The following is a 13,373-nucleotide window of genomic DNA, read 5'->3' on the forward strand; positions in this document are numbered from 1 at the left end:
ATGATAATTAACTGTCTACTCGATGATTATTCACAATAAAAAACGACCCATCAGGTCGCTTTTTATTGCCTACAACGGCATTTTTATACCTACTTAAACTATCAAACAAGTTAATTACTCACTGCAATAGGGTCAGGAGATCCGTCGGGATCATTATTCACATCCCCATCCAAAGAGAATGAGCCTCCGGTGGCTAACAGTACTCCACAAAAGTGAGGAGCCGCCATTGAGGTACCATTGTAAGAAACCGTTCCTCCGCCCGTTTTGGTCGATAACACATCGACTCCAGGTTGAGCGTAATCTACATCAGAGCCATAATTGGAAAAGTAAGCGAAATTATCGTTAGATTCACCAAATGCGGAAATAGTAAATATATTCGTGCCGTTGGTACTCGCTGGCGTAAACCCACTGGCATCCTGCCCTGAATTACCCGCTGCGATTGAGAAAAATATCCCTTGAGCAGCGGCCGTTTTAATCGCGCTATCCAAGGCGGCTGAATATCCAGCTCCTCCCAAACTCATATTGGCACAGTCACCAGAGTCACCATAACGAGCAACATGATCAACTCCTGCAATCACGCCCGACATTGAACCACTGCCGCTATTATCTAACACCCGTACTGGAATTACCTGTACACCAGGAGCAACACCAACGACATCAAAACCGTCATCATACGCACCAATCGTTCCTGCTACATGCGTGCCGTGACCATTACCATCGCTAGTATTGTTTTTCTTACCGCGAGTAAAGTTTGCCCCTCGAGATTTGTTTACATTTAAATCTGGGTGATTACTGTCAATACCCGAGTCTATAACCCACGCAACAGATGAGGAATTACTCATATCAACAGTACCACCGTTGACTCTGGTTACACCCCAAGGAACCTGCTGAACAGCTCGCTCAACACTATCTCCACCTCCGCCTCGATTAGGTTTACCTCCTCGCGGTAAAGCATGCATGACGATATCAGGCTCAATGTAATCAATCTCGGGGAACCTATTTTTAAGACCTTTGAGAGCTTGCTCTGGGACCTTAACAGAAAACCCTTTCAAGGCATGGCTATATTGATGACCAACTACACCACGCCCATTGGCAACTTCGCGCGCGATATCGTTCGCCCGTGATTCCGATACACTCTGTTTTAAAACGACAATATAACTGTCTCTCAAATCATGATTAACAACAGCAGATACAGGAGAGGAAAGAAGAGCAAGTGACATTGCTCCTACGAGTAATTGGACTCTCATTGCAGACATCCTTTTTATAAAAATTAATCTCCCATCAAGCATAGACTCTACTGAGTTTTTTATCATTAATGTGACAATTAACCTGTCTTGATACAAAAACACCCCATCAAACGATGAGGTGTTTGGTGAAACTAACTTGCTAGTAACACTTAGAAATCGATTCTCGCTTCCGTCTGAGCATCGAAGAACACGGCTTTGGATAGGTCAAAATGCAACGGTGCCATTTGCCCAACCGACACCTCAAACTCCGGTGACAAGCGACACGCGACTTCTTGATCGTTCACTTTAACCATTGCGATGGTATCTGGCCCTGTCGGTTCCAATACCTCCAGCTGTAAGTCCAGCTTTGTCGAGGCAGAAACATCATCACCTTCCTGTTCAGTAATGTGTTCTGGACGCAGCCCAATCACCAACTCTTTGCCATCTTGGTCACGCATACTTTGTGGCAAACGAATGTGGTGTTCTTGATCTGCGGTACCGACCACTTTAATGATCGGATTCTGTTCCTCATCCAAATCCACCATGGTTTTAATGAAGTTCATTGACGGTGACCCCATAAAGCCAGCCACAAACATATTGTTGGGTTTGGTGTAGATCTCTTGCGGTGTGCCGAGCTGCTGCAGCTCACCATCTTTCATTACCGCGATGCGGTCAGCCAGTGTCATTGCCTCGATCTGATCATGGGTTACATAAACGATCGTGGTATTCAGCTTCTGGTGCAGACGTTTTATCTGATGACGCATCTCAACACGTAGCTTGGCATCCAAGTTAGAAAGTGGTTCATCAAATAGATAAAGCTTAGGGCGACGAGCCAGAGCCCGCCCCATAGCGACACGTTGACGCTGACCACCAGAAAGTTGCGACGGTTTACGATCAAGCAATTGCTCGATTTGCAGCATTTCTGCCACTCGATTCACTTCAGCATCGATCTCGTCCTGAGGCATCTTGCGAATCTTCAAACCGAAAGCGATATTGCCGCGTACCGTCATGTTTGGGTAAAGCGCGTAGGATTGGAATACCATCGCAATGTCGCGGTCTTTAGGTTCAACCTGCGCTACATCTACACCATCAATCACAATCTCACCCGAGCTAATATTTTCGAGCCCAGCAATGGTGTTCATTAAGGTCGATTTCCCACACCCCGAAGGGCCGACAAGTATCAAAAATTCCCCCGAATCGATACTGATGTCGATGCCCTTTAACGTTTCGTTGTCCGCGTTGCGATAGGTTTTACGGATCTGTTTTAAATCTAATGTTGCCATGGGTAATTATCCTTTTACTGATCCTGCCGTTAGGCCACGAACAAAATATTTTCCTGCGAAGACATACACCAACAACGTTGGCAGTGCGGCGATGATCGCGGCAGCCATGTCGACGTTGTATTCTTTAACGCCCGTACTGGTGTTGACTAAGTTATTTAATGCCACTGTGATTGGCTGAGTTTCTGAGCCCGAATAGACCACCCCAAACAAGAAATCGTTCCAGATTGCGGTGAACTGCCAGATCACCGTCACCATGATGATCGGCGTTGAGATAGGTAATAAGATCTTGAAGAAGATGGTAAAGAAGCCAGCACCATCGAGCTTTGCCGCCTTGATCAATTCATCAGGAATCGAGATATAGAAGTTACGGAAAAACAGAGTCGTAAACGCCATGCCGTAGATAACGTGCACAATCACCAAGCCGATGGTTGTGTTCGCTAGCCCCATCTTGCCGAGCATAGTTGCCATTGGTAGTAGCACCACTTGGAATGGAATGAAGCAGCCAAATAACAACAAACTAAAGAACAGGTTTGAACCTCTGAATTGCCATTTCGTCACCACATAGCCATTGAATGCACCGAGCAATGTTGAAATCGCAACCGCAGGAATCACCATTTGGAACGAGTTCCAGAAGTAGCCTTTGATACCTTCACATTTCACGCCCGTACAAGCGGTGTCCCACGCTTTATACCAAGCGTCGAACACCCACTCTTTTGGCAAACTCATCAAGTTACCTGCCTTGATATCTGGCAGAGTTTTGAATGAGGTCAGCACCATCACGAACAATGGCATTAGATACACTAAACAGAAGAAAAGCAGTGCTGAATAGATAAAGATTCGAGCAAAATTGATGTTATTCATCATGACTTTTTCTCCCTAAGTTCAGAGTAAAGATAAGGCACGAGAATCGCTAAGATACCGGCAAGCATCATCATAGCACTGGCAGCACCAAGGCCGATTTGTCCACGAGTAAAAGAGTGTGCGTACATGAATAGTGCAGGAAGATCCGATGAATAACCCGGGCCACCCGCTGTCATTGCGGTCACAAGGTCGAAGCTCTTAATCGCGATGTGTGAGGTGATGATCACCGCACTGAAAACCACAGGGCGCAAGCAAGGCAGAATGATTTTGAGATAGATAGTGGGTAAGCTTGCTCCATCAATTTGAGCGGCTTTGATGATTGATGAATCGATGCCGCGAAGACCCGCTAAGAACATCGCCATCACAAAGCCTGAAGACTGCCAAAGTGCCGCGATAACCAAGGTATACACCGACATTTCCGAGTCAACTAGCCAATCAAATTTGAAGTCGGTAAATCCCCAGTCTTGCATCAGCTTTTCAATGCCAAGACCCGGATTAAGAATCCATTTCCACGCCGTACCTGTCACGATGAATGACAACGCCATTGGGTAGAGATAGATAGTTCGAATCGCCCCTTCTTGGCGGATATTCTGGTCAAGCAATACCGCTAAACCAACACCAAGCAAGATAGCAATCGCCATAAAAAGAAAGCCAAACACACCGAGGTTAGTGATTGAGGTGATCCAACGATCGTTGTCCATCAGCTTTTCATATTGGGTTAAACCAACGAAGTTAAAGCTCGGCAGAAATCGAGAGTTGGTGAACGACAGCGCTGCCGTCCAAAAAATGTAGCCGTAGATACACACCACGGTCACTAACGCGGTCGGCGCAAGTACCATTTTAGGTAACCAATGTTGTAACCTGTCAGCAAAACTCGGTTTCGGTGCAGGCTGGCTCCTTGTGGGTTTTGGAGTCGACTCAGTCAAAACATGCTCCATAACTTATCCTTGTTGCACAATCGAGCCGATGGCTTACCTTTCGGCACCACATCAGCATCACGCATATCAGAATTGGGAGTGAAGAGCAGATAGGCTCCCTACGAGCCTACCCACCCTGGGGGTTCGATAAAGCAACACAACCCTTCACTCATGTGCGTTGTGTGTCGCTTATCAAGTTAGATTAGATAGCCGCTTTCACTGCTTTCGCTAACTTGGCTGCCGCTTGTTTTGGATCGGCGTCTTTTTCGTTGAAGAAGTTGGTTACCACGTCGTAAATCGCGCCTTGCGCGTAACTTGTCGTCGCTAGGCCGTGAGCCATACTCGGAACAAGATCGCCAGATTCAGCACTCGCTTTGAAGGTTGCCATTGAGTCCAACGCACATTGGTCGAATTTAGACATGTCCATATCTAGACGAACAGGGATAGAACCTTTGTTAAGGTTGAAGACTTCTTGGAAATCTTTGGTAAGAATGGTTTTCGCTAGGTCTTGCTGCGCTTTTTGGTTCTCTTTATCGCTTAACTCAAAGAACGCAAAGCTATCGATGTTGAAAGTGAATTGGCCATCAGTACCTGGAGCTGGTGCACAGATGTAGTCTTTACCCGGCACTTTGCCTGCCGCAGTAAATTCACCTTTCGCCCAGTCACCCATGATCTGCATTGCCGCTTCGCCATTGATAACCATCGAAGTTGCTACGTTCCAATCACGACCCGGAGAGTTGCTGTCGATGTAATCACGCATCTTTTTGAACTTGGTGAACACTTCCACCATTTTGTCGCCAGATAACACGTCCATATCAAGATCAACGAACGCTTTGTTGTAGTCTTCACTGCCTAGCACATCAAGTGCCACTGCTTCGAAGACTGTCGCGTCTTGCCAAGGTTGACCACCGTGAGCCAGTGGAATAAAGCCAGCCGCTTTAATCTTGTCTGCAGCAACGAAGAACTCATCTAACGTAGTTGGAACCGTCACGCCTGATTTTTCTAAAACAACAGGGTTCGCCCAAAGCCAGTTAACACGGTGAACGTTGACAGGAACCGCCACATATTCGCCATCCCACTTCATCACTTTAGTGACCACTTCTGGCAGTAGCTCATCCCATTTTTCTTGTTTCGCCGTTGCATCGAGAGACGTTAGAAAACCTAAACCACCCCACTCTTGAATATCATGACCTTTGATCTGCGCGGCAGATGGAGGATTGCCCGACACTGCTCGAGTTTTCAAAACAGTCATCGCACTTTCACCGCCGCCACCAGCAACAGCGAAATCTTTCCAAGTATGGCCTTGTTCTTCAATCATCTCTTTCAGTACCGCTGCGGATTTCGCTTCGCCACCAGCAGTCCACCAGTGAAGCACTTCCACTTCACCAGCTTGAGAAAATGTTGAGGCAGCAAGAAGAGATAGAGTAAGTAGGGTTTTATTGATTTTCATTATTATCTTCCATGTTTTAGCGGACTCGACGTCCGGTTCAATAAAGAGTCTACTTATTTTGATTTTTAGGATTGAAACAAAAGGTAAGCCCTATGTAACATAATTGTTACATTACACTTCTAGGCCTGTTGGGATATAGACTTTGGCTTCTAAGCCACCTTGAGAGGAGTTGCGAATAATGAGATCTCCGCCGTGTCCATGCAGGATATTTCGGCAGATCCCGAGGCCAAGACCGTGTCCTTGATCATCCGTTGCTAACCTAAAGTAAGGTTCAAAAACTAACTCTAACTTGTCTTCTGGAATGCCATTACCACGGTCTTGAATGGTCACGACCACCCAAAGCTCATCACCGCTGATTTCTACCACTGCTGATGAACCATACTTAACCGCGTTGTCGATTAAGTTGGTCAGTACACGCTTTATCGCCAGTGGTTTCGCGACCAATGGCTCAATGACGACCGGCTCGAACTCTACCTTCGTTTGGTACTGGTTATGAGATTCAATCACAGCAAGTACCATTTCGTTGAGGTCAATAATGGCGTTATTCTCGTGTAGATCTGTGTCTCTTACCGCTTGCAAAGCACCTTTAACCATCATCTCAAGCTCATCGAGATCTTTATTGAATTTGTCTTTCTTTACTTCGCTCTCCAACAACTCTGCACGCAATCTAAGCCGTGTTATTGGTGTCTTTAAGTCATGGGAAATTGCCGAGAAAAGGTGCTCCCGGTCGGCAACATAGCGACGAATCCGTTGCTGCATTCGATTAAAGGCCCGAGTCGCGGTGACCAGTTCCGTTGCCCCTTCTTCATTAAGTGGCGGCTGCTGGATATCCATACTCATCTCATTGGCCGCTCTTGCCAATTTCTTAAGCGGACGTACTTGGCGACGAATCATCAAGTAAGTCAAAACCAAAAGAATGAGTGTCGAGGAAACTAAGAAGATCACCTGTTCACGACCGAGAATCGTATCATCGAGCTTTACGTATGGCGCAGGCAATAACGCGGCGATATACACCCATTCGTGACTGGCTAGTTCTATCTGAACAACCAGAATCGGCGGATTAAGAGGCTCTAAGGTTAAAGTATGATGTGCCCACGATCGCGGGAGATCGCTCAAGTAGATGTCATTTTTAAGTAAACGAAGATGTTCAGGGCGAGAGAAATCAACCCGCACTGACGCCACTTTATTGAGCTTGCTACTCAAAACACTTTCTATCGCTTCAATCGAAGCGGTTTTTAAGCGGGTATCAGGGATCGGTTCGACAATCAACGCCTCTTTATTGAAAGAGACGAAAAAGCGCGTACCGCCCATATTGCGGATCTGATCTAATACGATATGACGATATTTGACGGGTAGAGACTGAAAGAAAGTCACCGTCGAGGCAAACATATTGGCCATGCTTTCGGAGGCAGAACGAATCCCTTCCAACTCTTTGTGTTTGGATTCGCTATACCAAATAGACGTTGCGATACCCTGAGCAATCACCACGGCTAACAAGGTCAGTAGCAAGGTTCTTGCGACCAAGGAGTTTGGTTTTAATCGACTCAACCAGTTCATAGGCAATACTTTATTGGCAAGGTGATTAACAGCTCTTGATTATCAGTGTTCATACTGAACAGGCACAGCGAGAATATAGCCATTGCCGCGCATGGTTTTGATGTAATGAGGATATTTACCACTGTCGCCCAATCGGCTTCTTAGGCGACTAAGCTGCACATCAATGCCACGTTCAAAAGGCAACGCTTCGCGGCCTCTGGTAGCAAAAGAGATGGTGTCACGGTCGAGAACTTCGTTAGGGCGAGTTAAGAACAACATCAACAGAGAAAAATCACTGCCCGACAAATCCATCTCTTCCGAGTGTTCATTGTGGGAAATTCGATGCGCTAACGTATCAAGCGTCCAATCACCAAAAATGATTTGCTTTGGCAGTGCATCACTTGGCTTGTCATCCACCACTTGAACGCGGCGTAATAACGCTTTGATACGCGCCATTAACTGACGAGGGCTAAACGGCTTGGCAATGTAATCATCAGCACCAATTTCTAAGCCGATAATCTGGTCGGTTTCATCCGATACCGCAGTCAGCATGATGATAGGCACATTCGATTGCTTACGGACGCGTTGACACAAGGTAAAACCGTCGTCACCGGGTAGCATCACATCAAGCAGAATCAGATCTGGATAACCTTGGTTTTGCAGATGAGCTTCTAGTTCTACACCATCTCCCACAGAAGAAACATCGAAACCCGATTTTGTGAGGTACTCCTCCAGCAGCTCGCGGATTTCTTGATCATCATCCACCACGAGAATTCGAGTATTTGTTGGCATCGCCCAAACCTATTAAATTTACAACTTATTCACATAGTGTATAGACAGGTCGAGTGTTTGATTATTGACATGTTTGTAAAGTTAGAAGAACGAACAGATAAAGATCACAACTTAGTGACCTCTATCTGAATCTTTAGGGCTTAATCCGCTATTGGTTGGTTATGAAGAGCAGCTGATCTCCATGGCTTTACCCCACTCAGGAGGTAGAGCCGCAAGGTGCTCATAATCCGGGTGTTCCGCGTAAGGGTCTGCCAGTACCACCATCAAAGCATCAATGTCGCTGCTATCACCGCGCTCTGCTTTGTCTATCGCCAGTTGAGCTAGGTAGTTTCTGAGGATGAATTTCGGGTTTGCCTGCCTCATCTTTTCGCAGCGCTCTGCCACTGAGCTCTTTTCCAGTTCACAGCGTTGTAAGTAGTTATCTACCCACAGCTTTGCTGCCTCTCGGTCGATAACCAAATCAATCACTTCCTGTGGCGGCAAGGTATCCAAGTTCGACAGCGTTCTAAAGAATCTTGGGTAGTCGACTTTGTTTTGCGACATCAGCTCGAACATAGATTCGAACAAACGACTGTCACCTTCTTGTTTCGAAAACAGCCCCAACTTACGACGCATCATCTGACTAAAGTAACCGTTCATTTGCGGTTCGTACTGCTCTAAAGCCGCCTCTAAGTCGGCCTTATCCACCAGCGGAGAAAGTGAGTGAGCCAGTGCCGACAGGTTCCAAAGCCCTATTCTTGGCTGCTGGTTAAAAGCATAACGACCTTGGTAATCCGAGTGATTACAGATCAATCTTGGGTCATATTCATCAAGAAACGCGAACGGACCATAATCGAAAGTTTGCCCGATGATCGACATGTTATCGGTATTCATCACGCCATGAGCAAAACCATTCGCTTGCCACAACGCAACCATTTCCGCAGTGCGATCGACAATCTCATTAAACATGGCAGCGTAGGGTTTTTCTTGATCAAGGCATTCCGGGAAGTGCCATTCGATGACTTTATCAGCCAGTAATTTATGTTCTGCCAACTGATTGGTATAAAACAGATGTTCAAAGTGACCAAATCGAATGTGAGATTCTGCAGCACGCACCAGTAATGCTCCCCACTCTTGCTTCTCACGGTAAACTGGCGTGTCGCTGGTCATCATGGCTAATGCGCGAGTGGTTGGGATATTGAGCCCTGCCATCGCTTCGCTACATAAGTACTCACGAACCGTTGATCGAATAACAGCGCGTCCATCACCCATACGAGAATAAGGCGTTTCACCTGCACCTTTGAGGTGTAAATCGAACGTTTCGCCACTTTTCGCGACAATTTGAGCTAATAATAGCCCTCTTCCATCACCTAAATCCGGGTTATAAGAACCAAACTGGTGGCCTGCGTATTTCATTGCTACAGGCGAAAACTGCTCAGGTTCAACATTGCCAGATAACGTTTCAAGCAATTCCTCGGAAGCATCATCAAATGACGGAAAACCGAGTTCATCCGCAAGCTTATGGTTCCATGCGAGCCATTGGACATTGCTGAGCGGTGTAGGTTGAATTGGGGTATAGAACAGTCGAGGTAATGCAGTAAATCGATTGTTAAATGAAATAGAATCCCAGACAGACATGAGAGATACACTGTAGATAAAAGATAACTTAAGATTATCACAGTTTCGTAACAACTTCAGAAGTGCGATGGCGCTTGTTTATAGAGGTAAGGTGATAAACCATTCCACAGGAAGAAAGTGGTGACTAGGAGTAAATTACTGTGGGATGCTTGCTAGAAGAAGATGACTAAGAAAAAATTAAGTGGCTAGCCTGATGAGAAAAGCCACATTTATAAGAGAAAGAGTTCTGACTTTGAAGACTTTTTAACAAGTGATTTCATAATAAAAACTAAAAATATAGAGCCATGAAGCTGACTACATTAGAGCAAGAATACCCACTAGAGAAAGGGTAGAGAAAATCCAAGTACGACTGATTACGCCAAAGTTACTGTGTTGAATCATTTCTTGATGCTGCATATGTCTCTCCTTGAGAACGTGATGGTGTAACTACAATATATCGGCTTTTCACCAAAAGCAGCAAGCACATTAATATTAACCTTTTATGACAGCATCAAGAATATTCTGTAATCATTCACCTCTCTGATAAAACAGAAAGTTATGCTCGACTGGTCGTCGAAAGCAGTGCGCCAGCCCCAATAAAGACACCTCCAGTGACACGATTAAAGACCTTGGCTCGACCTTTCGCAAACAACCAATTTGACGATTTCGCGCCCAAGTAGGCATACACCAGTAACCAAGACAATTCCATGACTGCGAAGGTCAAAGCAAACACGGTAAACTGGGGAACCAGAGCGATTGAAGGGTCAATAAATTGAGGGAAAAGTGCGGTAAAAAACAGGATAGCTTTAGGGTTACTCGCGCCAACAATAAAGCCACTTAAGTAATGCTGCGCAGCGCTTTCTTTAACAGATTGAGCACCGCCTTGTTGATTCGATAGCTTGTCATAATCTTGTTGGCTAGAGCGCAGTGATTTCCAGCCGAGGAAGATTAGATAAGCCGCACCAGTCCATTTTATGACATTAAATACCACTTCAGACGAAGCAATAATTACCCCTAGTCCGGTAAACGATAAGGTTAGAATGCCAGTAATCGCAGTTAAGCTGCCCAAGGCGGTAAATATTGATAATTTAAAGCCAGATTGCACACCTTTGGTCATGCACAATAAAGAACTTGGGCCTGGTGATGCCGTTAAGATCAGCACCGCTAATAAATAATAAATCCATGTATCAAAGCTCATCGTGAATCCTCCTTAACTCACTAAAACGACTAAACATTAGACACCAATATGTAATAAGCCCTCATATTAATCAACTAAATATTGTGCTTAACGTCTTCGATATGAATACAAACATCTTTAATCTAGGCAATAAAAAACGCCATGCAGCAATGCATGGCGTTTAAATAAAAATGTTTCAAATCGAACGTCTGACTAGATTTCAGGTTCTAAGCTTACAGCCCTAAGATAGGGGCACTAACCTAATAATTGAAACCTAGTCTTTGTAGATAGAGAACTCATCAGCGCAAGCAACAAGCTGCTCACGAGTGATCATGAATACACCATGACCACCGTTAGAGAATTCAATCCAAGTGAATGGAATCTCTGGGTACTGATCCATCATATGAACCATTGAGTTACCTACTTCACAGATAAGAATACCGTCGTCAGTTAGGTAGTCTGGTGCATTAGCTAAGATGCGACGAACCAATTTCAGACCGTCTGTACCCGCTGCTAGACCAAGCTCTGGCTCGTGAGTAAACTCATCTGGTAGGCTGTTCATATCTTCTTCGTCCACGTAAGGTGGGTTTGATACGATCAGGTTGTATTTCTCTTTTGGCAAATCACGGAAAAGATCTGAACGGATTGGGAACACTTGCTGCTCCATGCCGTGATCTTGAACGTTCTGCTCTGCAACTTGCAATGCGTCTGTAGAGATATCAATCGCATCTACTTCAGCGTCAGGAAATGCGTGAGCACAAGCAATAGCGATACAACCACTACCCGTACACATATCCATGATGCGAGTTGGCTCTTCAGTTAACCAAGGTTGGAATTGAGCTTCGATCAGCTCACCAATTGGAGAACGAGGCACAAGAACGCGCTCATCAACGAAGAATTCAAGGCCACAGAACCAAGCTTTGTTGGTTAGGTAAGCCGTTGGTGTACGATCATTAATACGCTTGATTACGCGCTCAACAATACGCAGACGCTCGCTACTCGTTAGACGAGAGTTCATCACATGCGAAGGAACATCAATCGGCAGATAAAGAGTAGGTAAGATAAGTTGTACTGCCTCATCCCACGCGTTATCAGTGCCGTGACCATAAAATAGGCCCGCTGCGTTAAAGCGGCTAACAGTCCAACGAATCACATCTTGAAGCGTGTGTAGTTCTGATACCGCTTCTTCTACAAAAATCTTATCCAAAATTGTCTCCGAAAAGCGCTACAATACTGCTAATTACGTTTCTAATTAGAATTCATAACCTGATGAGCAAAAAAGACACCGACTTCGATGACGATTTCGCCCTGTTCAACGATGCAGTAAAGGGCGTTAAAAAGTTGCAACAGGATACCATAGTCCAGCAGCCAAAAAGAAATGCCAAGCAAAAAGAAATTACTCGAACGGCAAGACAAGCCAGTGATAGCGAGTTTTATTTCTCGGATGAGTTCATTCCGCACCTTAGCGAAGAGGGTCCGACACGCTATGCTCGCGATGATGTCTCGAAATATGAGGTCAAGCGCTTACGTCGTGGTGTCTACGTTCCTGATGTGTATCTCGATATGCATGGTATGACTCAACAAGAAGCTAAACGTGAGCTTGGCGCGATGATTGCGCACTGCGTGAAAGAGAGCGTGGCGTGTGCCTGTGTTCAGCACGGTATCGGTAAACACATCCTTAAACAGAAGGTGCCTTTGTGGTTAGCACAGCACCCAGACGTGATGGCTTTCCACCAAGCACCGTTAGAGTTTGGCGGCAATGGCGCGCTGTTAGTCTTGCTTTCGGTTCCTGAGAAATAATTCTGGTTTACGAATTCTCTCTCACCAAAAAACAACAAAGGGCATCCCAATCATATTGAGATGCCCTTTCTAATTGTCTGCAACTTTGTCATCAAACAGAGCTCAACGAGCTTATGGATTGATGTTCCAAAGCAACTCACCTTTTTGTGCCTCAAGGTTGAAGTCGATACACGCTAAGCCCGAAGTGGGAAACATCGGCGGCGCCATGCCTGTTGCAAACTCTGCCGTTAGGTAGCCCACTAGAGGTAAATGAGAAACAAATAAAATGGTCTCTAGTTTTTCTACTTCAGCCATTGCTAAGGTTAAATCAAACACATCGTCGGACATTCCATAAGGCGTAATATCATCACAGGTTTCTACTTTCTTCCCAGAAAACGCCTGAGAGATCTCTAACCACGTTTCTTGTGCCCTTAAATATGGGCTCACCAGCACTTTATCGAATTGACTAATCCCCTGCTCATTTGCAGCTTGTGCCACTGCAAGAGAAGCCATTTTCCCGCGCTTGGTCAACGCTCGTTCTGCATCCGAGTTCGCAAAATGTTCTGCTTCACCGTGGCGCATAATGAATATTTTCATGTTCAATCCTGTCTTCGTAACATGTCGAAAGTCGATATATCCCATATATCAGCGAAACGCTACTTAGGTTTGGCTCTCAATCCAGAGAAACCGCAGTCAATATAAATAATTATATCAAGTCACTTGCCAAAGAGTTCGACTTTCTTAACAATCTTGTTA

At 45.4% G+C, this 13,373-nt stretch carries 12 protein-coding genes; 1 reads left to right on the forward strand and 11 read right to left on the reverse strand.

All coding sequences use genetic code 11. The annotated features are described in order from the left end of the window. Window positions 1-110 precede the first annotated feature (110 nt). From AB6E85_RS03370 to prmB, 10 genes are all read right to left on the reverse strand, one after another. Window positions 111-1,256, reverse strand: a complete 1,146-nt coding sequence (locus AB6E85_RS03370; protein ID WP_048616112.1) for a S8 family serine peptidase — start codon at window positions 1,254-1,256, stop codon at window positions 111-113. 140 nt (window positions 1,257-1,396) lie between these two features. Next, window positions 1,397-2,509, reverse strand: a complete 1,113-nt coding sequence (locus AB6E85_RS03375) for an ABC transporter ATP-binding protein (RefSeq protein ID WP_017056923.1) — start codon at window positions 2,507-2,509, stop codon at window positions 1,397-1,399. Between the two features lie 6 nt (window positions 2,510-2,515). Further along, entirely contained in the window at window positions 2,516-3,373 is an 858-nt protein-coding gene (locus AB6E85_RS03380; protein WP_048613124.1) for a carbohydrate ABC transporter permease, read from the reverse strand. Continuing rightward, the gene (locus tag AB6E85_RS03385; protein ID WP_102480879.1) at window positions 3,370-4,308 is read right to left on the reverse strand and encodes a carbohydrate ABC transporter permease; all 939 of its coding nucleotides are present in this window, start codon (window positions 4,306-4,308) and stop codon (window positions 3,370-3,372) included. Before AB6E85_RS03385 ends, AB6E85_RS03380 begins: the two co-directional genes overlap by 4 nt. Before the next feature lie 181 nt (window positions 4,309-4,489). Further along, on the reverse strand, window positions 4,490-5,737 hold the full coding sequence (locus AB6E85_RS03390) for an ABC transporter substrate-binding protein (protein WP_019824814.1): 1,248 nt from the start codon (window positions 5,735-5,737) through the stop codon (window positions 4,490-4,492). Window positions 5,738-5,848: 111 nt separating this feature from the next. Then, a complete protein-coding gene (locus tag AB6E85_RS03395) occupies window positions 5,849-7,294 on the reverse strand; it encodes an ATP-binding protein (RefSeq protein WP_372141448.1) in 1,446 nt (481 codons plus the stop codon). Between the two features lie 42 nt (window positions 7,295-7,336). After that, on the reverse strand, window positions 7,337-8,065 hold the full coding sequence (locus tag AB6E85_RS03400; protein ID WP_048607871.1) for a response regulator: 729 nt from the start codon (window positions 8,063-8,065) through the stop codon (window positions 7,337-7,339). Between the two features lie 159 nt (window positions 8,066-8,224). Further along, window positions 8,225-9,682: a protein adenylyltransferase SelO gene (locus AB6E85_RS03405; RefSeq protein ID WP_372141450.1), complete on the reverse strand. Its 1,458-nt coding sequence runs from the start codon at window positions 9,680-9,682 to the stop codon at window positions 8,225-8,227. Between the two features lie 535 nt (window positions 9,683-10,217). Continuing rightward, window positions 10,218-10,859 (reverse strand): LysE family translocator, encoded by a 642-nt coding sequence (locus AB6E85_RS03410; protein ID WP_050052731.1) that lies wholly within the window; start codon window positions 10,857-10,859, stop codon window positions 10,218-10,220. A gap of 253 nt (window positions 10,860-11,112) precedes the next feature. After that, entirely contained in the window at window positions 11,113-12,045 is a 933-nt protein-coding gene (gene prmB, locus AB6E85_RS03415; protein ID WP_017060640.1) for a 50S ribosomal protein L3 N(5)-glutamine methyltransferase, read from the reverse strand. A 62-nt stretch (window positions 12,046-12,107) separates the two neighbouring features. Between prmB and smrB the strand changes: the two genes are divergently transcribed. Then, window positions 12,108-12,638, forward strand: a complete 531-nt coding sequence (gene smrB, locus AB6E85_RS03420; RefSeq protein WP_372141452.1) for an endonuclease SmrB — start codon at window positions 12,108-12,110, stop codon at window positions 12,636-12,638. 111 nt (window positions 12,639-12,749) lie between these two features. On the opposite strand, the gene sixA is transcribed toward smrB, so the two are convergent. Beyond that, a complete protein-coding gene (gene sixA, locus AB6E85_RS03425) occupies window positions 12,750-13,214 on the reverse strand; it encodes a phosphohistidine phosphatase SixA (protein WP_372141454.1) in 465 nt (154 codons plus the stop codon). Between the last annotated feature and the right edge of the window lie 159 nt (window positions 13,215-13,373).

Source organism: Vibrio sp. 10N.247.311.51 (assembly GCF_041467855.1).
Taxonomy (GTDB): domain Bacteria; phylum Pseudomonadota; class Gammaproteobacteria; order Enterobacterales; family Vibrionaceae; genus Vibrio; species Vibrio coralliirubri.

Excerpts from the sequence above, each read along its gene's own strand:
- AB6E85_RS03400 (WP_048607871.1), bottom strand. The coding sequence starts at position 8,065 with ATGCCAACAAATACTCGAATTCTCGTGGTGGATGATGATCAAGAAATC.
- AB6E85_RS03410 (WP_050052731.1), bottom strand. The coding sequence starts at position 10,859 with ATGAGCTTTGATACATGGATTTATTATTTATTAGCGGTGCTGATCTTA.
- AB6E85_RS03395 (WP_372141448.1), bottom strand. The coding sequence starts at position 7,294 with ATGAACTGGTTGAGTCGATTAAAACCAAACTCCTTGGTCGCAAGAACC.
- AB6E85_RS03370 (WP_048616112.1), bottom strand. The coding sequence starts at position 1,256 with ATGTCTGCAATGAGAGTCCAATTACTCGTAGGAGCAATGTCACTTGCT.
- AB6E85_RS03405 (WP_372141450.1), bottom strand. The coding sequence starts at position 9,682 with ATGTCTGTCTGGGATTCTATTTCATTTAACAATCGATTTACTGCATTA.
- smrB (WP_372141452.1), top strand. The coding sequence starts at position 12,108 with ATGAGCAAAAAAGACACCGACTTCGATGACGATTTCGCCCTGTTCAAC.
- sixA (WP_372141454.1), bottom strand. The coding sequence starts at position 13,214 with ATGAAAATATTCATTATGCGCCACGGTGAAGCAGAACATTTTGCGAAC.
- AB6E85_RS03375 (WP_017056923.1), bottom strand. The coding sequence starts at position 2,509 with ATGGCAACATTAGATTTAAAACAGATCCGTAAAACCTATCGCAACGCG.
- AB6E85_RS03385 (WP_102480879.1), bottom strand. The coding sequence starts at position 4,308 with ATGGAGCATGTTTTGACTGAGTCGACTCCAAAACCCACAAGGAGCCAG.
- AB6E85_RS03390 (WP_019824814.1), bottom strand. The coding sequence starts at position 5,737 with ATGAAAATCAATAAAACCCTACTTACTCTATCTCTTCTTGCTGCCTCA.
- AB6E85_RS03380 (WP_048613124.1), bottom strand. The coding sequence starts at position 3,373 with ATGATGAATAACATCAATTTTGCTCGAATCTTTATCTATTCAGCACTG.